At 53.6% G+C, this 24,129-nt stretch carries 20 protein-coding genes; 13 read left to right on the top strand and 7 right to left on the bottom strand.

Annotated elements, in window-relative coordinates:
• Window positions 1–86: 86 nt before the first annotated feature.
• The 9 genes from ACI48J_RS00205 to ACI48J_RS00245 all read left to right on the top strand — a co-directional run bounded on the left by ACI48J_RS00205 (window position 87) and on the right by ACI48J_RS00245 (window position 12,869).
• Window positions 87–599, top strand: coding sequence for an RNA polymerase sigma factor (locus ACI48J_RS00205; RefSeq protein ID WP_405081136.1), 513 nt, complete (start codon window positions 87–89; stop codon window positions 597–599).
• The gene (locus ACI48J_RS00210) at window positions 577–1,641 is read left to right on the top strand and encodes an anti sigma factor C-terminal domain-containing protein (RefSeq protein ID WP_405081137.1); all 1,065 of its coding nucleotides are present in this window, start codon (window positions 577–579) and stop codon (window positions 1,639–1,641) included. Before ACI48J_RS00205 ends, ACI48J_RS00210 begins: the two co-directional genes overlap by 23 nt.
• Before the next feature lie 401 nt (window positions 1,642–2,042).
• On the top strand, window positions 2,043–3,953 hold the full coding sequence (locus ACI48J_RS00215) for a beta-N-acetylhexosaminidase (protein ID WP_405081139.1): 1,911 nt from the start codon (window positions 2,043–2,045) through the stop codon (window positions 3,951–3,953).
• Between the two features lie 425 nt (window positions 3,954–4,378).
• Window positions 4,379–5,509, top strand: coding sequence for a hypothetical protein (locus tag ACI48J_RS00220; RefSeq protein WP_405081140.1), 1,131 nt, complete (start codon window positions 4,379–4,381; stop codon window positions 5,507–5,509).
• A gap of 24 nt (window positions 5,510–5,533) precedes the next feature.
• On the top strand, window positions 5,534–7,096 hold the full coding sequence (locus tag ACI48J_RS00225) for a hypothetical protein (RefSeq protein ID WP_405081141.1): 1,563 nt from the start codon (window positions 5,534–5,536) through the stop codon (window positions 7,094–7,096).
• A complete protein-coding gene (locus ACI48J_RS00230; RefSeq protein WP_405081142.1) occupies window positions 7,074–8,624 on the top strand; it encodes a hypothetical protein in 1,551 nt (516 codons plus the stop codon). Before ACI48J_RS00225 ends, ACI48J_RS00230 begins: the two co-directional genes overlap by 23 nt.
• A 10-nt stretch (window positions 8,625–8,634) precedes the next feature.
• Window positions 8,635–9,888 (top strand): glycosyltransferase family 2 protein, encoded by a 1,254-nt coding sequence (locus ACI48J_RS00235; RefSeq protein WP_405081144.1) that lies wholly within the window; start codon window positions 8,635–8,637, stop codon window positions 9,886–9,888.
• Window positions 9,889–9,934: 46 nt separating this feature from the next.
• The gene (locus ACI48J_RS00240; RefSeq protein WP_405081146.1) at window positions 9,935–12,025 is read left to right on the top strand and encodes a cellulose biosynthesis cyclic di-GMP-binding regulatory protein BcsB; all 2,091 of its coding nucleotides are present in this window, start codon (window positions 9,935–9,937) and stop codon (window positions 12,023–12,025) included.
• Complete coding sequence (locus tag ACI48J_RS00245; protein WP_326051344.1) at window positions 12,015–12,869, top strand: diguanylate cyclase domain-containing protein; 855 nt, start codon at window positions 12,015–12,017, stop codon at window positions 12,867–12,869. Before ACI48J_RS00240 ends, ACI48J_RS00245 begins: the two co-directional genes overlap by 11 nt.
• Window positions 12,870–12,989: 120 nt before the next feature.
• Here the strand turns inward: ACI48J_RS00245 and ACI48J_RS00250 are convergent, their stop codons facing one another.
• The gene (locus tag ACI48J_RS00250) at window positions 12,990–14,192 is read right to left on the bottom strand and encodes an MFS transporter (protein ID WP_405081147.1); all 1,203 of its coding nucleotides are present in this window, start codon (window positions 14,190–14,192) and stop codon (window positions 12,990–12,992) included.
• A 196-nt stretch (window positions 14,193–14,388) separates the two neighbouring features.
• Between ACI48J_RS00250 and ACI48J_RS00255 the strand changes: the two genes are divergently transcribed.
• The 3 genes from ACI48J_RS00255 (at window position 14,389) to ACI48J_RS00265 (ending at window position 16,303) form a co-directional block, all read left to right on the top strand.
• Window positions 14,389–14,790 carry a winged helix-turn-helix transcriptional regulator gene (locus ACI48J_RS00255; protein ID WP_405081149.1) on the top strand — a complete coding sequence of 134 codons (402 nt, stop codon included), beginning with the start codon at window positions 14,389–14,391 and terminating at the stop codon, window positions 14,788–14,790.
• Between the two features lie 31 nt (window positions 14,791–14,821).
• Window positions 14,822–15,115 (top strand): helix-turn-helix transcriptional regulator, encoded by a 294-nt coding sequence (locus ACI48J_RS00260; protein WP_009675772.1) that lies wholly within the window; start codon window positions 14,822–14,824, stop codon window positions 15,113–15,115.
• 168 nt (window positions 15,116–15,283) lie between these two features.
• Entirely contained in the window at window positions 15,284–16,303 is a 1,020-nt protein-coding gene (locus ACI48J_RS00265) for an NADP-dependent oxidoreductase (RefSeq protein WP_405081150.1), read from the top strand.
• A 231-nt stretch (window positions 16,304–16,534) separates the two neighbouring features.
• Here ACI48J_RS00265 and ACI48J_RS00270 read toward each other — a convergent pair whose 3' ends face one another.
• From ACI48J_RS00270 to ACI48J_RS00295, 6 genes are all read right to left on the bottom strand, one after another.
• Window positions 16,535–16,840 carry a hypothetical protein gene (locus ACI48J_RS00270; protein ID WP_405081152.1) on the bottom strand — a complete coding sequence of 102 codons (306 nt, stop codon included), beginning with the start codon at window positions 16,838–16,840 and terminating at the stop codon, window positions 16,535–16,537.
• A 225-nt stretch (window positions 16,841–17,065) separates the two neighbouring features.
• A complete protein-coding gene (locus tag ACI48J_RS00275; RefSeq protein WP_405081153.1) occupies window positions 17,066–18,472 on the bottom strand; it encodes a DUF5050 domain-containing protein in 1,407 nt (468 codons plus the stop codon).
• Between the two features lie 163 nt (window positions 18,473–18,635).
• Entirely contained in the window at window positions 18,636–18,863 is a 228-nt protein-coding gene (gene yedF, locus ACI48J_RS00280) for a sulfurtransferase-like selenium metabolism protein YedF (protein WP_405081154.1), read from the bottom strand.
• Window positions 18,853–20,067, bottom strand: a complete 1,215-nt coding sequence (gene yedE / locus ACI48J_RS00285) for a selenium metabolism membrane protein YedE/FdhT (protein ID WP_405081155.1) — start codon at window positions 20,065–20,067, stop codon at window positions 18,853–18,855. The genes yedF and yedE overlap by 11 nt, the downstream gene beginning before the upstream one ends.
• A gap of 195 nt (window positions 20,068–20,262) precedes the next feature.
• Window positions 20,263–20,793, bottom strand: coding sequence for a PadR family transcriptional regulator (locus ACI48J_RS00290; protein ID WP_326051356.1), 531 nt, complete (start codon window positions 20,791–20,793; stop codon window positions 20,263–20,265).
• A gap of 86 nt (window positions 20,794–20,879) precedes the next feature.
• The gene (locus ACI48J_RS00295) at window positions 20,880–22,034 is read right to left on the bottom strand and encodes a YhgE/Pip domain-containing protein (RefSeq protein WP_405081156.1); all 1,155 of its coding nucleotides are present in this window, start codon (window positions 22,032–22,034) and stop codon (window positions 20,880–20,882) included.
• 257 nt (window positions 22,035–22,291) lie between these two features.
• On the opposite strand from ACI48J_RS00295, the gene ACI48J_RS00300 reads away from it, so the two are divergent.
• Window positions 22,292–24,055: a methyl-accepting chemotaxis protein gene (locus tag ACI48J_RS00300; protein ID WP_405081157.1), complete on the top strand. Its 1,764-nt coding sequence runs from the start codon at window positions 22,292–22,294 to the stop codon at window positions 24,053–24,055.
• Window positions 24,056–24,129: the final 74 nt, after the last annotated feature.

Here is a 24,129-nt window from a genome sequence, read left to right on the forward strand (position 1 = left end):
ATATTCTCAAATTTTGTATACTTTTCTTCGATTGGATAGTTTAATAATTGAAATTTAATTGGTTTTCCCGGTAAGGCAGGTGAACTATGGAAGATGAATTGGCACGGATGTTTTACGTCAAAGGAAGAGTGATTTTAAAGATTTTAATGAAAATGGGTGCAGGAAAGGAGGATGCGGAAGACATTTTGCAAGATACGGTGCTCAAAGCTTTCACTTATATTGATTCCATTCCGGAAGAGCAGATGACGGCTTGGTTATACCGCGTTGCCGTTAACAGCTACTATACTTTACATACCAAAAATAAGCGGAATATGACCTTTAATGCACAGCAGTTTACCGAATGTTTGGCAGGAGAGGAAAAGGTGGAGCAGCATATTCTGCGGAATGAACACCGGGAGGAAATTTTAGGCATATTAAACTCCCTAAAAGAGACACACCGAACTCTCCTCGTTATGAAATATGGAATGGATCTGACGTACCGGGAGATTTCCGAGCTTTTGTTTTTATCCGAGCACCAGGTAAGAACCTACATGTATAGAGCCAGAAATCAATTTAAAGAAAGATGGGAGCTGAGCCATGAATACGACGGAGAAAGATGAAAACGAGACTTTGGTTGAACAGCGATTGAATGAAGGGTTTAAACAGACTTTAAGGAAAGCAAAAAAACGGTCCTTGCTGAGAACCATTTTCGTCAGTTTTTGTACAGCTCTTGTCCTATTGGTTTCTGCGGTGTTTTTTGTCGTTCCATATGCTAAAGAGCAGGTCGATAGGAATGGCCGAAAGCTGCTTGATCAATTAAAAGCACGGTATCTGGTCAAAGGGGCAAATCAGTTTATGGATTCATTCAGATGGCAGAATGGGGTTTTTAACGGGGAAATCGAATTTTATACCTTCAAATACGTAAACGGCAAAAGGGTGCACACCGGTACTTGGCGTTATATGTACGGCATGCAGACGCCCGGCGATACGTCGGGAGAAATAGCGGGACAAAAATTTTCTTCGGGAGGAGGCAACTCGTTAGAATACACTGCAATGACTCAAGAGCAAGAAAATTACCGGCCCAGCTATAACCATGCGGGATTAAAACAAATGGAATTTTATGATCCTGCGGTAGATTACAACCATCATTACAAGGATGACCTCAAGCTTCTGGAGCAGATAGGAAAGGACAAGTATGTGGAGATGGCGCTGTCGTTTGATAAATCCTATTCCTTGGACGAGGTCCGAACGATGATGTCCGCAGGCCCTAATCCTGTCTGGTATTGGGCAAATTCCCAGAAGGAAGAGGCCAGAAAAGCGAATGCTTATCAATCGTACACAGAGAAGGGGAAAAATGGAGAAACCGTTGTTACGGAAAACTTTCCATCTCCTATTTATGAGGATGACGCGATCGGCTTCCATGCGGTTAATCATTACGGGGAGCAGCTCCCCGACCCTGAACAATTTTTTATTCCGGCCTTAAAGAAAGCCAGAATGCAATCCACTTACGATGTAATGGCCGGTTCGGACAACCTATTGAATAAGGAGGACATCCGTATTTTAGGAGTCGTGGTGACAGGAGACCCGGAGAGTTTAAAGGTTCTTAGGGACCGGCACTTTATCAAAGCGGCTTCCCTTGGTGTGGTAACCGATAAATACTAGATGCCGATATTAGCAAGCTGCAGGTCGAAGCATTCCGGGGAGCAGCTTCCCGTGCCGCGCTATTTTTGCACCGCCTTGAAAACATTTTCTTTTAACCTAATCAATTATTTGAATACGGTTGGAGAAGGACAATCCGGCGGCTTGTAGAACGTAGTATCTGGGTAAAAAAACGGTTACACGCCATCCATACCGCAAGGAAGCGGTCTTTTGAGGAGAGTCTCTGCGGAAGGAACTTACCCTGTCTGTCTAGAACCGCGCTTTTTCCGGAGTTTATGAAGCTTTTGACTCGATGAAACGGTGTAAAGAGCTTTCAGTCATCGTAAGATTCGGTCTTTATGCCCATACAAAAAAAGAGACCGGCCACGCCGGGAACAGGAAAACAATTGGGGAGGAAACCGCTAATGAAATTGCGTTTCGAAGGAGATTTGACAGGTCTGCGGCCGGGTCTTCAGGTATTGCTGCAGGAGCTTTCCGTCACGGAAGCGGAAGACGGGTTGAAAGTTGCCGTCGGGCCGTCTTCCGGCGATTTGGAAGTGGGCCTGGAGCAGGGATCGGCTTACATCCGTTACGGACAAAAGCATCAGTTTTACCGCGCGCTCGGCCTTCTTGTGCAGCACGGACGCGGCGGAGAGTCTTTCGGCATCCGCGAGAAGCAGCATCTGGACATTGTCGGGCCGATGTTCGACTTGTCCCGCAACGGGGTGCTGACGCTCGAAAGCTTTAAATTCATGCTCCGCAAAATGGCGCTGATGGGCATGAATACGGTCATGCTGTATCTCGAAGATACCTATGAGATCGAAGGGCAGCCTTATTTCGGATATATGCGCGGTCGCTACACGCAAGCGGAGCTGAAGGAGATCGACGATTACGCGGATCAGTTCGGAATCGAAGCGTTTCCGAGCATCCAGACGCTTGCCCACCTGGAAGAGTTCCTGAAGTGGGAGCCCGTTAAGGAATACAAAGACACGAAGGGCGCCCTGCTTGTCGGCTACGACAAAACGGACGAGCTCGTCGAGAAGATGATCGAAGCGGCCAGCACGCCGTTCCGCAGCCGTAAAATCCACATCGGCATGGACGAGGCGGAAGAGCTGGGCCGCGGCAAATATTTGGACAAGAACGGGTTTACGAGCCGTTTTGACATTATGGTCACGCACCTGGATAAGGTGCTGGAAGTAACGCGCCGCCGCGGGCTGAAAGCGATGATGTGGAGCGATATGTTCCTCAAGCTGGCTTCCGGCACGGGCAGCGAGCATTACAACAAAGACACGCAAATTCCGGCTGAGATGGCCGCCCGCATTCCCAAGGACGTCGACCTGGTGTATTGGGATTACGTGCATACGGAAGAAGCGGACTACGAAAGCCAGATTGCCCAGCACGCTCCGCTCGGCTGCAATCTCGTGTACGCCGGCGGCGTTTGGGTGTTCAATACGTTCGGCGTGAACTACGGCTTGTCGCTGAAGGCGACAGACGCCGCGCTGCGGGTGAACAAGAAGCACGGCATCCGCGAAGCCTACGCCACCATGTGGGGCGACGACGGGATGGAGAGCAACCCGTACATCGCGCTGCTCGGCCTGCAGTTTTACGCGGAGCACGCGTATACGGAGGGCTCCCCGGACTGGGCCGTGCTCGCCGAACGTGTGAAATTCTGCACCGGCCTTGAGGCGGACGCCTATCTCCAGATGAAGTACCTGGACGAAACGCCGGGTTCGGAGCCGGACAACCGCAAACAGAGCAACCCGTCGAAGTTCCTGCTGTACCAGGACGTGCTGCTCGGCTTGTTCGACAAGCAGATCGAGGGGCTGGAGATGTCCGCCCACTACGCGAAGGTGGAGCAGGACATCCGCAGCAGGCGCGACCCGGCCGCGGCGCTCGACTACATCTTCGACGTGCCGGAGAAGCTGGCCGGCGTGCTGAAGCGCAAGAGCGAGATCGGCATCGAGCTGAAGCGGGCTTACGATGCGGGCGATAAAAGTACGCTGAAGCGTATCGCGGAAGACGTGCTTCCGGAGATTGCGGAAGCGGTACGCGCCTTGCGGGCGGCCCACAGGAGCCAGTGGCTGAGCATGTTCAAGCCGTTCGGATGGGAAGTCATCGACATCCGGTACGGCGGGGTGCTGAGCCGTCTGGACACTGCGTCCGTGCGGTTGCTGGACTACGCGGAAGGCCGGATCGGCCGGATCGAGGAGCTTGAGCAGGAGCGCCTGCTGTACAGCACGTCGAACCGGTACGCGAACAAAGGCGTCGGCTGGTGCAGCTTCTACTACCGGATGGCGTCGCCAAACGTCTTTTTCCACGTCATGAATCCGTTCTAAGCCGGAATCTGGACTCGTCATGCCGCAAGGAGCAGCCGGAAGATCCCTCCCCTTCAGGGAGGGTCTTCTTTTTTTTGCGGAATCCGGCAGGCAGGTACAGTCCCGCCTCATGGTTGTCCACCGTCATGTGACGCCGGACACCGCACGCCGGGAGTTTCCCGCGGCGCGGTTTATGCTTCTTTTTAAAGGAGTCGGGTGCCGTGTTATAGAAAGCGTTACGGACGAAAGCCGTACAAGCCGGGAGACCGCGTTTGCGGCTTTTCTTAATGTCGTCTTATGTCAAATTTAATAGAACGTGCATTGCTTTGATTTGTGACTTTGTGGCAGTATTAAGAAAGTAGAATATTTTGGCAGGGAAAGCGGATTTTAAGCTTAAACATAGATAACGGGGATTTAATGAGATTCGGAATGAAGGAAGTGACGGCTTGAAGAAAGGAACCGTGATCGCGCTCGGTGTCGTATTGTGTCTGGTTTTGTTCCTGATCGTCAACCGGAAAACAGAAGACGCTTCTCCGGTGCCGGCCCCTTCCGGTAAACCGGCCGGGCAGAATGGAAAAATCATCAACGTGCAGAATGAACGGCAGGCGTTGTATGCTTTTATAAAGACCCGCATGACGGGTCCGTTCGGCGTGTTTACGAACCTCAAAGAAACGGACGAAGCCAAGGAGGCGGCTACGGGCCACGAAGTGCTCAGCGAATCCGCTTCGCTTCAAATGAGGGAAGACGCACGATCCAAGCGGAAAGAAGAATTCGCACGGCACTGGGCGCTGGCCAAACAGACGTTTGACCTGAAGCGGGGCTTCAGCTACCGGTACAGCCCCAAACAGCAGAAGAAATACCCGCTCAACGCGGCGGTAGACGACCTGCGGATGATCCGGGCTCTGACCGAGGCGGCCAAGGCCTTCGACGAACCGGCTTACGCCAAGGAAGCGGAAAAATACGGCAAGCGGTTCTACGAAACGAACGTGAAGGACGGAAAGCTTTACGACTTTTACGATGAAACGTACGGGATCACGAACAAGTTCGTGACGCTCTGTTATATCGACCTGCGGACGCTTGGCATGCTTCCTTTGCCCGACGCTTCCAGGCAAGCGCTTCTGGATAATATGAAGGGCCTTATCGCAAAGGGATATTTGTCGGACGCGTTCCCTTTCTACGAGACAAGGTTCGATTACGAGAAGAACGCCTACACCTCCGAGGGGATCAATATGGTGGAATCCCTGCTCACGGTGCTGCATTTGGCGGAAGCGGGTGAACCGGCTCCGGCCAGCATCCGTTACATCAAGGAACATGTAAAAGCGGGGACCCTGTACGGCCGCTATACGAAAGAGGGCACGCCCGCCACTCAGGTGCAGTCTACGGCGATCTATGCGATTACGGCGATGATCGGCTCGGAGATCGGCGATGCGTCGCTCTATCAGGACAGCATTCAGAGAATGAACGCCTATCAGGTGAAAGACGAAGGCAGCCCGCTTAACGGAGGCTTCGGCGATGTGGCATCCGGCCAGGCGTATTCCTTCGATAATCTCATGGCCCTGCTGGCTTATACCTACTAACTTGCACAAAGGAAGGTGATCCGGATGATGACGGAAAAATCCATCAAAGAGCGGCTCCGTCTAGGTTTTATGCTGGCGGGACGTTATGTTTCCCCGGCTCTGCTGGCCGCTTTGGGTGTTCTGCTGATCACCGGCTTCGCCTTGTTTGTTCCTCCTTATATCGGAGTAGCCGATAACGGGGACTTTTTCCGCAGCATCTACAGTGAGGGCCTTTATTTCAATCTGCCGGATTACGACAGCCAGCGCTTCGGCTATTTCGTCAAGCAGTACGGCATTTACCAGTACTTTAACGAAAACGGCACGACCATAGTGTCCTCCCAGTCGCTCTTCATTAAAGCGGCGCTCCTGCTAAACCAGCTTCTGTTCAGCTCGGTTGTGTTCGACATCCGCTTCCAAGCGCTGCTCTTTACGCTGCTTCTGACGGCTGCCGTGTACCTGCTGGTGGAAGCTTTGACCTGGAAAGTAGCCAGGAAACACGGCTATCTCATCGCGCTCCTGGCCATATTTATGTTCGGAGACACGGGGTACACCGCCTACTTCAGTTCCTTCTTCGGGGAAAGCATCGTGTACGTCATGATGCTGTTCGTCTTCGCGTCCTGGCTGCTTATGTACCGCAAAAGATACAACGATTACGCGCTGCTGGCCCTGTTCGTCATAAGCACGCTTATCCTGACGACCTCCAAGCAGCAGAACGCCCCGGTCGGCATTATCGTCGCCTGCATGGCCGTGGTCCTCCTATGGGTCCGCAAAGAGAAGCTCTTCCGGCTGCTTACGGCGGGATCGCTGGTGCTGCTGTTCGTATCGGGAGTGGCCACTTACGCCATGATTTCCAAGGAATTCGTGAACATTAACCAGTATCACGCCATGACTCGCGGGGTTCTGATGCAGTCCGCGAATCCCGAGGATACGCTGAATTCGTTCGAGATCGACAAGCAGTACGCGATCCTGAAAGGCAGCATCTTTTACGAGCCTTACGCTACCGTGGACGTGAATTCACCCATGCTTGAAAAAGATTTTTACAGCCGCTACGGATTCGTTTCCATCCTGACTTACTATGTCACTCACCCGGACAAGCTGAGTTCCATGCTGAATGTGGCGGCCAAGGACGCTTTTACGATCCGACCTACCGCGATGGGGAACTATGAAGCCTCCGCCGGAAAACCGTTCGGGACGCATGCGGGTTTCTTCTCCGGCTACAGTGTGATGAAGAAAGGATTGTCGCCGAAGACATACGGATTCATCGTGATCTGGATTGTCGTGCTCGTGGGTTTGTACATGCCTTCGTTTCTCGCCGCTTTCCGCGCCCGCGACCCCCGTCTCGCCCAGCGCCTGATTCTGATCGTCACGATGATTTTTATCGGCTTGGCGGGAATTCTCGTCTCGATTATCGGGGCGGGGGACGCGGATCTCGCGAAGCACGAATTTTTGTTCACGGTCGCGTTCGATCTCGTCACCTTTATGGCGGTATCGGATATTTTAAGCCGCCGCCTGATGCGTAATCACGAGTACGCGGCGGATGAAGCGGATAAGATCCGCACCGGGACCGGGAAAGGTGGGAACGCGCTTGCGCAGCATCCAAGCCTATAAAATCAGCCTGCCGCTTCTGCTCCTGCTCGTTCTGCTGCTGATTCCTTTGCCTCACGCGTCCGCTGCCGGGTCCCAGCCCGTCAAGGTGCTGCTGCTCTACGACAGCTTGGCCAAAGGGACGCCGCGCGAGGGTAATGTGACGGTGCTCCAGCAGCAGCTGGCCTCCTACCGTACGCAGGTTACCCTGTCGAGTATCGACCGGTACAAGCAGGGGACGATGCAGGCTTACGCCCATGTCATTACCGTCGTCAACGACGGGGATCTCCGGATAAGCAACCAGGCGTATCTCGACGATTTGTCCGCCTATCCGGGAGCTTACCTCCATGCGGGCTATCAACTGCCCGCTAAGGTCCGCGACAAGCTCTCTGCCGCAACGGAAAAAATCAGCCGCGACACCGCCGAGATCGCCGCGGACAAGCGGACGCAGGCGAACATCCCGGTCCGCGATATCGAAGTGCTGACGCAGACAAGCGGAAGCGCGTATGGCACGATTACGCTCGGCGGAAGCGGGCGCAGGGCGCCCTTCAGCGCCGAGGCGGGCGGAACGGCGTATGTCCCTTATTTTCAGAAAGGGAATTTGAGCGAGCTGGCCATGGCCTCCGTGTTGAAGAAGTGGCTAGGTATAGAGGAGGACGGTCAAGCCTACGTGGTCCTCAAAGAAATATATCCCTTCTCCGATCTGGATCTGCTGGAGGAGACGGCGGACAGGCTGTACGGAGCCGGAATTCCTTTTGCGATCAGCATCCGGCCCGTATTCGGCAACACCGACTTCCCGGCTATGCAGCGGTATGCGGAAGCGCTGAAGTATGTGCAGACCCGCAACGGAAGCATTCTGGTCAACGCTCCGGTCGTGCTGGACGGAGTGAGCCGGGAGGGCGGCACCCTGCGGGAGAAGATGAACGGGTTTATCTCCGTTCTGGCTAAGGACGGGGTGGCTCCGCTCGGCGTCGGCACGGAGATGTACTGGGCGTACGACAAGGAGTACGCGAAGTCGGGTCTCGGCTTCTTCGATTCCGCGGTTCTTTTCCCGGACGTAAAGACGCTGTACATCGATCCGTCCGATACGTCGAAGCCTTTCGCGTCCGCCCCGTACAGTATGCCGATGAGCTTTCTCCGGCAGTTCGGCGCCGCGGACCGGTCGGTACCCGCCTTCCCGATGGATACCGCCGTCGTATATGACTTTTTCGGGAGCAAAGAAGAGATGGAAGAGGCTGTCGGAACGCTGGGGTCCTCCGGAATCCCGTTCGCGGATTATAAAGCCGGAAGCCATGAGGTGAAGGCGGGAGATACCGTAATCGCTTCGTCCCGCGGAACCGTTACGATCAACGGCAGTCCGGTCAATACGGAATATACGCCCAAAAAAATCAGCGCCGATTATGAATACGAGAAGAAACAGCAGCAGAGCCTGGCAGGGGCATTCAGCGTTCAGAACCGCATTTTTATCATCATTATTATGGTGTCCCTAGTCGTCTTCGGAGGTTTGATCGTGGTCGGATATCGTCTGTACCGCAAAAAATATTTGAAATAAGGAGCTCTCCATGACTATCTCAGACTACCTGATGGTAATAGCGGTCTTGTGCATCTGGTCCCTTCTTCTTGTTAACGTTCTGCTCATTATCGCGGGCTACTTCTATTACGTGCAAACCGAGAGAGAGCCTATGCCGGACATTCCGGCGGGAGAAGAGCCTTTCGTCACGATCATGGTCCCGGCTCACAACGAGGGCAAAGTGATCAGCCAGACGGTGGAAGCGCTGCTGGCATTCGATTACCCCCACGACCGGTATGAAATTATCGTGATCAACGATAATTCCTCGGACAACAGCGCGGAATTGCTGGCGGGCATCCAGGCGAGGAATCCCCGGCGCAATCTCATCATTATCAATACCGATTCCGTAACGGGAGGCAAGGGAAAATCCAACGCGCTCAACCTGGGATTCGTGCAGAGCAAGGGCGAGCTGATCGCCATTTACGACGCCGACAACACGCCGGAAAGAAAAGCGCTGCGTTACCTGGTGGCGGAAATCACGAACGACGCTTCCCTCGGGGCCGTCATCGGCAAGTTCCGCACCCGCAACCGGGACGTGAATCTGCTTACGCGCTTCATCAACATCGAGACGTTGTCGTTCCAGTGGATGGCGCAAGCCGGCAGGTGGAAGCTGTTCAAGCTGTGCACCATACCCGGCACCAACTTTATTATGCGGCGGCATATCGTGGAGAGCATCGGGGGCTGGGATGTGAAGGCGATCGCCGAGGACACCGAGATCAGCTTCCGGATTTACATGATGGGCTACCGGATCAAGTTCCAGCCGAAGGCCGTCACGTGGGAACAGGAGCCGCAGACCGTCAAGGTGTGGTTCAAACAGCGGACCCGCTGGGCCAAGGGCAACATTTACGTGATCGTGAAGAACTGCAAGCTGCTCTTTCACCCCGAAGCGAAGAGGATCCGGTTCGATATCCTCTATCTGTTGTCGATCTATTTCCTCCTGGTGACGGCGCTCGTGACCTCCGATGTTCTGCTTGTCCTCAATGCGCTGGGTTATGTACATACGACCATCGCAAGCTTCAGTACGTTTTTATGGCTGCTGGCGGTCACGCTGTTTGTAGTAGGCACTTATGTCACGTTAACTACCGAAAGAGGTGAGATGAACCTCTCCAATGTCTGGATCATCATGCTCATGTACGTATCCTATTGCCAGATGTGGATGGCGGTCGCCGCTTACGGCCTTTATAACTATTTCAAGGATCAACTTTTCGGCCGGGAAGTAAAATGGTATAAAACCGAACGCTATTGAGGCGCTTAGGAAGATTTCAACGAAAAATCGAGTACAGGAGAATTTCATGATGACTATGAAAAAATGGCTGCTGTTCATCTGCCTCTTATCGGTATTCGCGGCCCAGTTCGGCCAGGGCGCCGCGGCTGCTCCCGCGAATGGGGAAGCGCGCACTTATCAGACTGCATTCACCGAAAGCGAAGCATCCTTGTCGGGTGCGGTAAGCTCCAAGCAGAAATATTTCGAACTGATGGATTACTGGAATGTGGAGACTGTCAAAATCAATCTGGACTATCAGGCCACGCAGCTGGCTAAAGAACTGATATCCAGTGTCACTTTATCCGTAAACGGTCATGCGTTTCATTCCTTCCGCCCTGTGGCCGCCGATAACGGGCGCCAGCGGTTGTCGGTATCCGTGCCGAAAGAATGGCTCAAGAAGGGCAGCAACATGCTGGAGATAACCGGCTACATCCGTACGGTCGATAACGAGGTCTGCGCGCCTGACGATGCGCCCGATCACTGGCTCAGCCTGTTTACGACATCGAGCATCGATGTGGCCTACACGAACGCCGAGCTGAAAGCGGCCATCAACGATTTCAGTCACCGTTTCGCGGGACTGGATACGGTCGGCGCCGGACAGAGCGTTCTGACCGTACCGGATAACGGCGATCCGGCTGAGCTGGAGACGGCCGTATACGCGCTCTCCGGCTTCGCCAAGGCGAAGAAAAACGCGGACAAGGATATTCCGCTGCTGCCTTACCGGGCCGATGTGCTGATGGACAAGCAGGCGGTTGTCCTCGTCGGGCTGTACGACCGGCTTCCGGAAGGAATCAAGGGGCTGCTGAGCAAGCAGGATTACAACACGAAGGCCGTCGTCCAACTGGTGAACAAGGACACGCAGCCGACGCTGGTCGTGACCTCCCAGAATCCGAAGCTGCTCGTTCAGGCCGGCCGCTTCGTCGCCAATCCGTCCCTGATGGAGCAGATGGACAGCGACCTGAAGGTCGTCGAGGAGAGCACCGATGTAGCGACTCCTCCCGTTGCTTACAGCACCCAGGTGACGTTTACCGAGACGGGCGACGAAGTGAGGGGGCCGGGCCATCAGGAGAAGACTTATTTCGTATCTCTGCCGACGAACCGGTCCATCGCGGATGCCGGGCAGATCACGCTCGATTTCCGGTATGCCCAGAATCTCGACTTTAACCGTTCCCTGGTAACGGTCTCCATTAACGGAATTCCGATCGGAAGCAAAAAGCTGACGAAAGAAATGGCGAACGGAGACAAAGCGGTTTTCGCGATTCCGTCCAACGCCGCCGTATCCGGAAACTTCTCCGTGACGGCCGCTTTTGACCTGCAGATGGTCAGTGCCGCCTGTACGCAGAACGGCAATCAGACGCCATGGGCCTTCCTTACGAAGGATTCCATGATCAATTTCAAAACCAAGGACCGGACGGATATGCTGTTCAACAACTATCCGTATCCGTTCCTGCGTGACGGAGTGTACAACCGCGTAGCGGTCGTGCTTCCCGAGGCGAAGGATGACTACACGTACCGTTCTGTCTCGAATGTGTTCAACCTGCTGGGCCAATATGCCAGCGGCAACACCGGGGACGTCCGTTTTTACAAGGATACGGCTGGCTCGGATCAGTTGAAAGATTCGAACATTATCGCCATCGGGACCTTTATCGACAACAAGCTCATTCAGGAAAACAACAAGAATCTATACTTCAAGTACGATCCTAAGGGCGACGGCATTCTGTCTAACGAAAAAATAAGCATAGAAACCGAGTACGGAAAGCGGCTGGGAACGCTCCAGCTTCTTGCGTCGCCTTTCCAGGCGGGCAACGGGTTTCTGGCCGTAACGGGAGCCCGTGCCGAAAACTATTACCTGGCTTCCAAGCTGATCGCTAACGAGAATGCCAAGTGGAAAGTATACGGCGACGGCGTCATCACCGATAAGGACGGCAGCGTCAGCGCCTACCGCTTCAAGAAAGAAGCGGGCGAGGGAGACCAGTCCCTGGTGAAGGACGTGCTGCAGCGGGGCGACGTCCTCGGCTTCCTGGTCGCTTTCGTGCTGGTAGCCGCTCTTGCGGTTCTCTCGCTGATCCTGCTGATCCGCAAACACTTGAAGAAGAGAGGTGGCCGCGATGAAAGTTAATCGTAGTTCGCTTCTATCCGATATCGCTTTTCTGGGACTGCTGGTGCTGTGCAACGTTTGCGTCGCTTTCACCGCCGGGGACCCGAACAGGTACGTGGAAAATCTGATTTTCCTCAATCTCGCTTTCTTCTTTGTGGTAGTCACTTACTTCACCACGGTTACAGCCGGGCTCATTCTGAACATCGTGTTCATTTTCGGGTACGGGACCTACATTCTGTATGAGACCGTAACCCGCGGAGAGACCATCGGCGTATCGACTTACTTCTGGCTGATCATGACGCCGGTCCTGACGGTGGTTATCTGGCTCTTTACGACGGCGACAAGGCAGCTCCAGGCCGAGAACGACGATCTGCAGAAGCAGAAGACCCGGCTGGCGACGCTGGACGAGCGGACGGACCTCAAGAACAGCATCGCGTTCCGGAAGGATGCGAGTGTGTTCGCGGGGATCTCGACCCGGTATAACATTCCGCTGACGCTGCTCGTCATCAAGGTGAAATACTGGAACGAAATCCGCCCACTCATCGGCGATGAACAGCTTGCGGAGGCCATTATCGACGTATCCAAAATCAGCCAGGCCAGCATCCGGACCAACGATGCCTTGTACTTGCTGGACAAGGAAGACGCCACATGGGGGCTGCTGCTGTTCACGGACCGTGACGGGGTCAAAGTCGTAATGGAACGGATCAAGCAGAGCCTGGAAGAGTTCAACACCCGGGATTTTGCCCAGAAATACAAGGTCGACCTCAGTCTGAAAATGGGCGCTGTCCAGTATCAGGCGGACACGATCGACTCGCCGATCGACTTTATCGTCCAGGCGAAGAAACAGCTGGAGTATGACGTTTAGGAGCATGATAATAAAAACACGGCACGCTGAGCAACTCAGCGTGCCGTGTTTTTTGTATAGAGGCCGGGCTTCGGGGAGAGATTGACTCTTACCGCCTGTGCCTAAAGCGGGGGGAAGTAGTTAACTCGAAGCTGTTTCCCGAAGAGCCGTTTTGCCTTCAAGCAGCAAGCTCCAGCCGGTCAGAACAACGGCGGCCACGACCATGATACCGCCCACCCAGGTGGTATGGATCAAGCCCATCCGTTCGGTAACGATCCCGCCCAGGTAAGCGCCGATGGCGATCCCGGCATTGAACGCCGCGATATTGATCGCGGATGCGACATCAACCGCTGCAGGAACATAGCGCTTGGCGAGCGACAGCACGAAGACCTGAAGCCCGGCCACGCTCATAAAGGCGAACAGCCCCATCAGAATGACGGTGATCAGTCCGGCTGCCTTGTACGGGGCCGTAAAAGCAAGCGCGAATAGGACAACCGCCTGCAGGAGGAACATGACAAGCAGGGCAGGCAGAGGCTTGCGGTTCGCGGCTTTGCCGCCGATCACGTTGCCTACGGCAATGGCGACTCCGTAAACGAGGAGCAGCAGGGTGACGGTATTCTCCGCAAAGCCGGTGACGGTATGCAGCAGCGGAGACAGGAACGTGAATACGACGAAGGTGCCGCCGTAACCCAGCGCCGTAATGACGAACATCAGGAGCAGCCGGCCGTTCGTCACGAGCTTCAGCTGATCGCGGAACGTGGTGCGGGCTCCCTTCGGCAGCGTGGAAGGGATGAGCAGGCTGTTCGCGATGAAGGCGACGACGCCCACAACGACGATGGCCGCAAAAGCGAGCCGCCATCCCCACTGCTGGCCGATGAAGGTGCCGATCGGCACGCCGGTAATGGTCGCCACGGTCAGTCCCGTGAACATGATGGAAATCGCGCTGGCACGGCGGTGTTCCGGCACGAGATCGGCCGCGATGGTCGAGCCGATGGACATGAAGACCCCGTGGGCCAGCGAAGAGACGATGCGGGCGGCAAGCAGGACGCCCATGGTCGTCGCGCCGGCCGCCAGGCTGTTGCCGATGATGAAGACGACCATAATCCACAGGAGCAGCTTTTTCCGCGTCATCGTGGAGGTCAGGGACGTCAGGATCGGGGCGCCGAGCGTAATTCCGAGCGCATACATGGATACCGTAAGTCCCGCTGTCGTCAAGGAGGTCCGCAAGTCCTCCGCAATCAGAGGCAGCAAACCTACGCTGATAAACTCGGTGGTGCCTATGGCAAATGCGCTAATGGCCAGGGCCAATAGAGCGAGCGTGCTTTTTTGTGAATCGGCAATCATGGTTCCCTCTCCTATCGGTTCAGAATTCCGGGTATAATTGGAAGTCTGTTATTTGAACGAGCGGTATGGTGCATACCGGCCGGTGAATGCTATTATGGGGGATAGAGTCTCGCAAGAAAAGAACGTACTTTTAAGTACTATAGGCACCTTAAAGTACTATAGTATCTTTGGGAGACTATAAGGGGAGGTCCGCAACATGACGACAAAGAAGAAATACAATATACCGGTCGAAGCGACTTTGGAGATTATCGGGGGAAAATGGAAGTGTGTGATTCTTTGCCATTTGACGCACGGGAAAAAGCGCACCAGCGAGCTGAAGCGCCTTATGCCGGCGATTACGCAAAAAATGCTCACCCAGCAGCTGCGAGAACTGGAGGACGACGGAGTTATCAAAAGAACGATCCACCAGGAAATTCCGCCTCGCGTGGATTACGAGCTTAGCGAATACGGGTGGGGGCTGCAAAAAATTCTTGATTCTCTATGCGCCTGGGGCGAGAAACACATCATTAAAGTATACGGCGACAAGTCGACCGTCCTGGAAGACAGCTTTCTAAACGAGAAAAGCTTTGATAAGGAAGAAGAGCCGCCGGCAAGTTGACATAACATAGGAGGACGTCTACAATAGTTCTATGACTATCGAACAATTAACTGTGGAAGACGAGCGGCGGGTCAAGATTTTTAAGGCATTGGCCGAAGTGAAGCGAATCGAAATGATCCGGTATCTTCACCGTCATGATCGCAGCAATACGTGCGGGGAAATTGGCGAGTCCGTAGGCATGGACAAATCGAACGTATCGTATCATCTGAAGATTTTGTATGAAGCCGGCCTCATAAAAGTGATCCGCAGCGGCCAGAATAAAACGAGCGAACTGCGGAGAGACGTGTTTCATCAGTTTTTGCCGGGTTTCTTGGACAGTTTGTAAAATGGCCGGGAAGCCTGTATTTTTTGGTCCAATAGTTTTAAAGTTTTAAAACTATCAAAATCGGGTAAAAAGCAGGTCACGCCCTCTTTGGTGCAGCTAGTTTGTGCGATAGCTTTATTTTTTATTAACCGATGTTCAATAAAACTAACGAGAAATGAGTGAATTCATGTGCCGATGAATAAACAAATCGTACTCCGTTCGCGTCCCGAGGGGATGCCGACCGTTGATCATTTCGAATTCAGGGAAGTTCCCGTATCCGATCCTGCCGAGGGCCAGGTCGTCGTGCGTTCTCTGTACTTGTCCGTTGACCCGTATATGAGAGGCAGAATGAACGACTCCAAATCTTACGTGCCGCCTTACAAGCTGGGCGAGCCGATCAGCGGCGGGATTGTCGGAGAGGTCGTATCGTCCCGTTCGGAACAATTCGAGAAAGGGGACAAAGTGCTGGGCATGCTCGGCTGGCAGCTTTACAACACGGTAGACGCTTCCTCCGTCCGCAAAGTGGACGAAAATCTCGCCCCGCTGTCCGCCTATTTGAGCGTACTCGGATTAACGGGCATGACGGCCTACTTCGGTCTGCTCGATATCGGTAAGCCGAAAGAAGGCGAGACCGTCGTCGTATCCGGCGCGGCCGGAGCCGTGGGAATGATGGTCGGGCAGATCGCGAAACTGAAAGGAGCGCGCGTCGTCGGTGTCGCGGGCTCGGACGAGAAAACCGCGTACCTGGAGAAGGAGCTCGGCTTCGATGCCGCGGTTAATTATAAAACGGCGGATAACCTGGACGAAGCGATCGCAAAAGCTTGTCCCGACGGAGTCGACGTTTACTTCGACAACGTGGGCGGACAAATTTCGGACGCCGTGATGAAACAGCTGAACGACCATGCGCGCATCCCGCTTTGCGGAGCCATCTCCTCCTACAACAGCACGGACGGCGACCTCGGTCCCCGGATTCAGCCTCAGCTGATCAAGACCCGCTCTCTGATCCAAGGCTTTGTTCTGAGCGATTACGCCGCCCGTTTTCCTGAAGCCGGAGCCGATCTGGGCAAGTGGCTGTCCGAAGGGAAGCTGAAGTACGAGGAAACGATTGTGGAAGGCTTCGACAACGTTCCTAACGCGTTCCTGGAACTTTTTAAAGGAACCAATCTGGGAAAAATGCTTGTAAAAGTAAGCGAGGCGGACGGAGAGTAACCGAGAATCGGCCGCGCAGCGAGATGAAAGCGGAGCTAACGAACAAGCGGTAGGAAATAAAGTTTAAGTGACGGATAGAGGGGGACTTGGTGTCCTCCTCTTTTCGTTAGAGGAAAACATAGAAAAGGGTCAAGATGGCAGCATACGAGGAATTGGTCACACGACAGCGGACATTTTTCCATGCGGGACAATCCTGGGAGCCCACGACCTAGCATGAGCTACAGATAGTATTTATGGTTCTCTAAATCCTAAAAGAGCCATACTTAAAAAAACTACTATTAATCCAACAACCATAAGAAAAACAATTAAGATTCCAGTGAATTTTAAGAATCCTCTCTCACCTGTTAAAATTCCTATAAAACCTAAAATAATGCTAATTACTAAAGAACCTAGTGCTGAAAAAAATGATGATTTAATTATCATTAATTCACCGGAAGTAGGATTAGTTGATATGGTGTAACTGATAATAAGCAGCAATGTTCCTGCCATACTAAAAATGGTTGATAACACTCCGAAGATTCTCTTTTTAGAAGTCAATATTTACCTCCACATTAGGGGATTCGAAATTTTAAAATTATCAAAACGAACCTTTTTATTCCATTTTATATTAACACAAATTGAATAGGACTCTTTTTAATTTTTTTGATTAATTCCCCGTCAAACCTAGACATTATGCAGCTAAAGCGCAAGGCCTAAACCGATAAAGGAAAAACCTCCGGTTCCGCAAGCTGCGGTTCCGGAGGTTTTTGAGTTTGTGTGGGCTTACAGCCGCTCGTTAGGAAACGGATTGCTCGTTTTGGACGTGATGATTTCACGCTGCGAGCCGTCTTTCTTAACACGGCCGAGAGAAAAAACGATGTCTGCGTAACGGTGCGTTGTAGAACTTTTTGTTTCATAAGTTATGAAATAGATCCAATCGCCGATCACGTTTAACTGCACGAGCGTATTGTCTATCCGCGGCTTTTCCGCACCGCCCTGCAGATCGGTCAGATAGACTTTCCGGTCAAGGAAGCTCAGCGCCTTTTCCAAAACGAGATAATCGGGTCCTACATAATAACGGCTCAAGGGCACGTTGTCCACAGCTACAGATTCCTCGCCGGTCTGTATGGACATTTTCAGAAGCTGGTTAGCGTCCTTATGATAGTAGATAAAGCCGTTGGCCGCGCGCAGTTCATGGACGAATTCCTTTGTGTAGGTTTTGTGGTTTCGGCCGTCAAGGTCCAGTGAATAGAGACCTCCGGTGCTCCGCTTGTAATAGATGCGTCCTTGATAAGGGACGAAATCCATGACGTCCTCGTTTTTTTGCGAAAGCTCTTGTTTGCCGCTTCCGTCAAGCTTCATCTTGAAAAGAGGGCCTGAGCCGAAACCTGCGGTAACGTTATAGTAAATCCAGTCCCCGGTTACATAGACTTGTCCGGCTTTTTCTTTGCTGAGCTTCGTGCGTTCAGTGCCGTCGGGCCGAATCCGGTACACTTCTCCCGCGTCGGTACGTTCTCCGCGAGTAAGAAGCCGGTAGTACACCCAGCCCCCGGTCACTTGGATCTGAGCGGCGGTGTCGTCCGTGATTTTTACAGACTGGGAGCCGTCTTCTTTCATGCGGTACAGCTTGCTTTCATCGCCCACATTCTGATAATACACCCACCCGTTCGATTGGGTGACGAAAGCTTGATTCAGAATGTTCTGGATGTCGTTTCCTTCCCCCGGAGCAAACACGGAGGCAGGTGCCGGTGTATCACCGAGAGTTACCGTCCGGGTATCGGCATTCCAGGCGATCGCAATGCCGAGTGCCTCGGCAATGAAGCGGACAGGCACCATGACCCGGCCGTTTTCTTGCTCCGCGGGAGACTCCAGCACGGCCTCGCGCCCGTCAATGTGCGCCAGAGTGCTCCCGACCGTCAGGTCGATAAGGGTGGCGCCTTTGCGCACGGTGGCGGTCTTCGCCGATTGGGACCATTCGACTTCCGTGCCGAATGCCTCCGACAGCGACCTCAGCGGGACGTAAGTCAAGCCGGATTCCGCTTGAATATAGGCGCGGGAATCGGGAAACAGTTCGGCGCCGTCGACGACGACCGCCACATCCTGTCCCGGGGATGCGGATGCGGATGCGGAGGAGATCCCTGCGGAAAAGTCGAACAGCGAGAGTCCGATCAGCGCGGGAACAAGGCGCAAAAGCCGGCCTGCTTTACTTTTGAAGAGTGAAGAATTACTGTTCTTGTTGTTCCTGGCATGTAAGCCTGAAGAGAAGAATAGGTTCATTCCGGATGCAACCGACCTTTCCAAAGAAGATAGATAATAGTTCCTATATCGGATGATAAGGACAATCCTTGCAGACCTAGGCCCGGATATACAGGGTAAATTCCTGGCCGTCTCTAACAGGCTCCCGGGCCATCGTATAGCCGTGCTTCACCACTTCTTCCGGTACGTTGCGGAAGGCGGCCGGGCAGTCTGCAATCACCTGCAGGAGCTGCCCTTTTTGCATATCGCGCAGGGTTTCCAGCGTATAAATGACGGGATACGGGCAGGATTCGCCCCTGATATCGAGTGTGTAATCAACGGACATGAGTGGAGTCCCCTTTCTTGAATCCGGTTCCGAACCGGTAGTTTTTCTGCCAGTAAGCGGCCACGGCGAATCCGGCGGCCAGCAGCGCCAGCGTAGCGAACAGGGCGCCGTAAGGGCCCATCAGCGGGATCAGGTTAATCTTCGAGCCGCTCTTGGCGAGCAGGTTGAAGACACCGAGATGATCCCAGGCGTAAGCGAGTGCGGTCGCTCCGATAATGTTGCCGATAAAGACCGGCAGAAAGACGATCTGGCCTTCCATCAGCCGGTACATCATGCCGGTTTCGCAGCCCCCCGCAAGCACGATGCCGAGGCCGAACAAGATTCCGCCTACAAGCGTGCTGGGTGCGGCGATTTTGGTGATGGGCTCCAGCCCGTACACGAGGATGATGATCAGCGTGGCCACGGAGCTAATCGCCATGCCCGCGGTAATGGCCTTGGTCATGGTGGCGCGTCCGCTGATCCAGAGATCCCGGAACGCCGAGGTGAAGCAGATCTGTCCGCGCTCGATCAGAGTACCGAAGGCTGCGCCAAAAATCGCGGCGGTGCCCAGCATGGTTTTGCCCGCGGCGAAGAAATAAACGATCAGCGCCGCGTAAGCGAGGGCAATCCCTGCCCCCACGTAGGGCTGTACGATCCGCTTCTTCACGGCTGACGGGGATGCGGCCGTATTGCCCTTGCTCAGCGCGGGCTTGCCTTTCCACCAGGCCGTGTTTACGACCTTCACGCCGAGATAAGTGCCGATCGCGGTAGCCGCGATGAAGATCCAGGAGTGCAGCGAGAATTGCGGCACGCCCGTGAAGAAGGCGGCCAGGTTGCATCCCAGAGCCAGCCTTGCGCCGAATCCGGCGATAATCCCTCCGGCGAACCCCTGCACAAACCGGCGTTTTTGCTTCGGAATGCGGATTTTAAAATTGTTGCTGAGCAGAATCATAACGAGGGCGCCGATAAACATCCCCCAGACGATCCACCCGTCGGTGCGTGTCAGCGTAGTCCCGTTCATGCCGACCAGCTTGAAATAAGCCCAGTCCGACACATCCACGCCGAAGAGCTGGAGAATGTGCCCGCCCAGACGGGTGAATTCTCCCGTTACCGCCCAGACGGTTTTCGTGATGCCGAAGTACAGAGCGCTTAAGACGCCGGCCAAACCCATGGCGATATAAGGACTCCAGTAGTGAGTGAAAATTTTCTTGATGGTCCCCTGCATACTTCTTCTAGCCCCTTATTCAAAGTAGTCAATCTTATCCATGGTTCGTTCCACTCCACCCATTCTACTACAACCTCCGGAACAATGGGGGAACCCGCTTTATAAAAAATTCCAGACAAAACAAAAAATCAGGGCAAAAGTTTCTTTTGCACCTGATCCGAATTGAGACTTTATCCGTTCCGTGAGGGGAACCCATTATAGGTTTTCGTTTTTAACGAAGTCAAGCAGCTTCACAAGCCATTCCGACTCCAGCTTCATCCGGTTATGGACATAGTCCTGAATGAGATGGACGCTCGGCGGCGTTTTGTCCTTGAAGGACTCCCAATCCCGGTTCTGCTGCTCGCTCCGGTTTCTCATCTTGTCTATAACTTCCTCGATCAGAAAAATAAGCTTGTTCTTGTCGGCATGCTGCAGAAAAAGGGTAGACGAATAGAGCGATTCGACCCCGGTGAAATTCCGGAAGCTCGCGTAGATTTCCTGCTCCAGAAACTCGCGGCCTTTCGGTGTAATTCCGTAGGTCGTTTTTTCGGGGCGGTTGTCCTCGCGGATGACTTCGCGTTTTTCGATATAGCCCTTTTTTAACAGGACGTCAAAATTGTAATAAAGGGTTCCGTCGTTGATCTTGTGAACGTCCTCTATGTTGTTCTTCTTGAACATTTTCTTTATATCGTAAGGGTGGTGGTTGCCTTCGCATAAGATTCCCAGAATAAAAATCTGCAGTGACATCGGAAAGTCTCCCCTTTTGAACCATCATGTTGAAAAACCGGGGATCCGTCGGACCCCCAAGCCTTCTTATTGTACACGAAGAGGGCTCAAGAAGCATCCGTCAGCGCTTTTTTCTTGAATCCGGGAGAAACGAACAGATAGGCCAACTGTCCGACCACAAGCGACGCAATGGCCATACCGGCGAGACCGAGAAGATTTTCCCCGATCTTGCCTCCGCCGAAGAGCAGGCTGAAATCGGTTTGTACGGTGTAGTACATGATGGAGATGTGGCTTATCCATCTGAATAGAGCCGGCATCATATCCTGGGTCATGACGGCGCCGCTGCTGATAGTCTGGAACAGCATAAGCGTCAGGTTCGCGAAAATCGCGGCGTCTTTGAGCAGGTAGCAGAAAATAGACATAAATTCAATCGCGGCGAACAGCTCCAGCGCATGAACGAGCCATACTTGAAGGAAGACGCCGGCTTCGTAACCGCCTTGAACCAGGAAGTAGATCGTAATTCCGATCAACGGGGAGAAGAAGGCGACAAGCGCGTTTACTCCCTGTGCGTACCAGAAAGCCTTGGCGCGGCCGAGGATAGGAGTATAAGCCCGGGTTGCGCCCGTAACCATCATGGAGAAAACCATGGCTCCCACATAGCTGACCATCGCCAGGAAGAAAGGCGCCATCTGGTTATGCATCCCCGCCGGCACTTTATTGATATTGATCATGTTGGGCGCAAGCTTAGCCGGGATCTCGGCCGCGAGCTGCTTGGCCTGCTCTTCGGGCATGTTCAGCTTTTGCAGAATGCCCTGGGTATTTTGTACGGCGAACTGCCGGTTCAGACTGCCGGTAATTTGCGTAACGACCGACTGCATCGTGCTGGTAACCGTCGCCGGGTTAGACTGATTGATCATAAAATCCATCGGAGCTTTCTCGTTCTGCCGGGAAAGCTTCTCCGTAAAGTCCGCGGGAATATGGATGACCATATGAACGTCACGGTCGTTCAGCTCTTCCCGGGCCTGCTCCAGCGAAGCGCCCGTAGTGACGCGGAAGGGCAGCTCTTTCTGCAAGCTGGCGGCGATTTCCTTGCCTGCCTGCGCGTCTTCGTTAACTATCGCGACTTTAAGCTCGTCGATGTTCTTGGGAATAGCGCCGTATCCGGACATAAAAATGGCGATAAACGCGACCTGGTAAAACAGGATCATCGTTAACCCGCCGATCACGGCTTTGCTTTTCATAAAATTTAAAAATCCGTTCACGTGCCCTCACTCCTAGAAAAAATATATTCTAATTAAAGTACTCTAATTAGAGTAATTTATTTTTGTAATTCTACGCTTGGCAGTCTGGCTTGTCAAATGTATAAATTATGAACGGGCCCTTAACGCGAAACTAAGTCAAAAGACTTAAATTTAACGAAAACTTTATCGAAATAAGTCGAAAATAACATGTTTTAAAACCGTAATTTCAGGTTTAATAGGAGTTAAGACCTAAAAACTATATAAGAATGAGGAATCTTATGAAGTTCAAACAAAAGCTTGCGCTCAGCTTTGCAGCGGTATTGCTGCTGACCTTCGTGGTTGGGGCCATTGGGTTATACCAACTTACTTCGGTGAACAAGGTTTATCAGAGTCTCATTAACGACCGGGTAGAGAAAATTCTGCTTATCAAGGACTTGGGAACAACCGCGGCCGAAGAAGCCAAAAACGTGCGGGGTTACCTCCTGACGGGCAATGAAGAGCATTTTAAAAGCTATGAGCAGGACCGACAGACGTTCAAAGCGGAAATGAGTAAGCTGCAGGCTAACATAAATCAGGACAAGTCCAAAGAACTGGCCGCCCGTTTAAGCAGCCTTGAAGAACGGTATGCGGGCATCGTGGCCGAAATAGCGGCATACAAAAAAGTGGAAGATATTAAGAATTACACCCGGCTGGTGGAAGAAAAGTGCGTGCCCATGGCCCGCCAGCTGGCGGATACGGCTGCGGAACTGGAAGAGTTCCAGCAGTCGCTGCTGAACCAGTCCGTGCAGGAGACTTCACAGAAAGTCAGCGGCATCAAGACGCTTCTCTGGGTCACGCTTCTTGCGGCGCTTGCCGCGGGCGTCGTGCTCGCTTATCTGATCACCCGGATGATCGCACGTCCCGTAACGCTTGTGGCCCAGGCGGCCAAGCGGATTGCGGAGGGCGATTTGACGGGCGACGATGTGCGGCTCAAGCAGAAAGACGAAATCGGCCAAATGGCGGGGGCTTTTAATGAGATGAAAGCGAACCTGAGGACGCTGCTCGCCAAAATCAACCGGAACGCCGTTGAAGTGGCCGCCGCTTCCAGGGAGCTGTCGGACGGCTCCGAACAGGCAGTCACGGGCGCGCAGCAGGTAGCCGAATCGATGCAGGATATTTCGGGAACGGCCGACCGGCAGGCGGGTCAGCTGCGCGAAAACAAGCAAGCCATCGAAGAAAGCGCGCAGAGTATCCAGCGCATTGCCGAGTCGGCTTCGATCACGGTGGAGTCGTCGGAACAGGCGGCGCTTCAGGCGGAAGAGGGGAGAAAGCTGCTCGGGGAAACCATCGTCCAAATGCGGCAGATCCGGACCACGATAGAAGAATCCGCCGCGGTTATTCACGACTTGGGCGAGCAGTCCAGAAACATTGAGAAGATCACGGCCTTCATCAAGGATATCGCCCAGCAGACGAATCTCCTGTCGCTTAACGCGAGCATCGAGGCCGCGAGGGCGGGAGAACACGGCAAAGGCTTCGCTGTCGTGGCGGGAGAAGTGAAGAAGCTGGCGGAGCAGACGGGGGAAGCTTCGGAGCAAATCGCGAAGGGGATTCAGCGGATGGTGCAGACGGTTGCCCAATCGGTAACCGCCATGAACAGGGGATCTGCCGAGGTGGAGGCCGGAACGCGTGTCATGGACCGCACCGGGGAAGCGTTCAACGGCATTTACCGGGCGATCGGGACCGTAACCGGCCAGGTGCAGGAAGTCTCCGCCGCAACCGAAGAACTGTCGGCCGCTACGGAGCAGTTGCTTAAGGCGGAGGAACAGCTCGCCGGCTTGTCTGCGGATATTTCCGGCCATTCCCAGAGCGTGGCCGCCGTCTGCGAGGAGCAGCTTGCCTCCATGGAGGAAATTTCCGCATCTTCCGACGCGCTGAGTCACATGGCGAAAGAGCTGCAGGACGAAATTCAGAAATTCAAATTCGAGGGCGATGAACCGGGGGCGGCAATTCAGCCGAACGTTCGTTACCGAGGACTCGGGGAGCAGGCCGCAGCGGCTTCCTAAAGCGTTCCGGCCGGCCCTCAATAAGAACAGCCGTCAGCCTCGGAGGAAATCTCCGCGGCCGGCGGCTTTTTGGC

The organism is Paenibacillus chitinolyticus, from assembly GCF_045038035.1.
GTDB classification, from domain to species: Bacteria; Bacillota; Bacilli; order Paenibacillales; family NBRC-103111; genus Paenibacillus_F; species Paenibacillus_F chitinolyticus_A.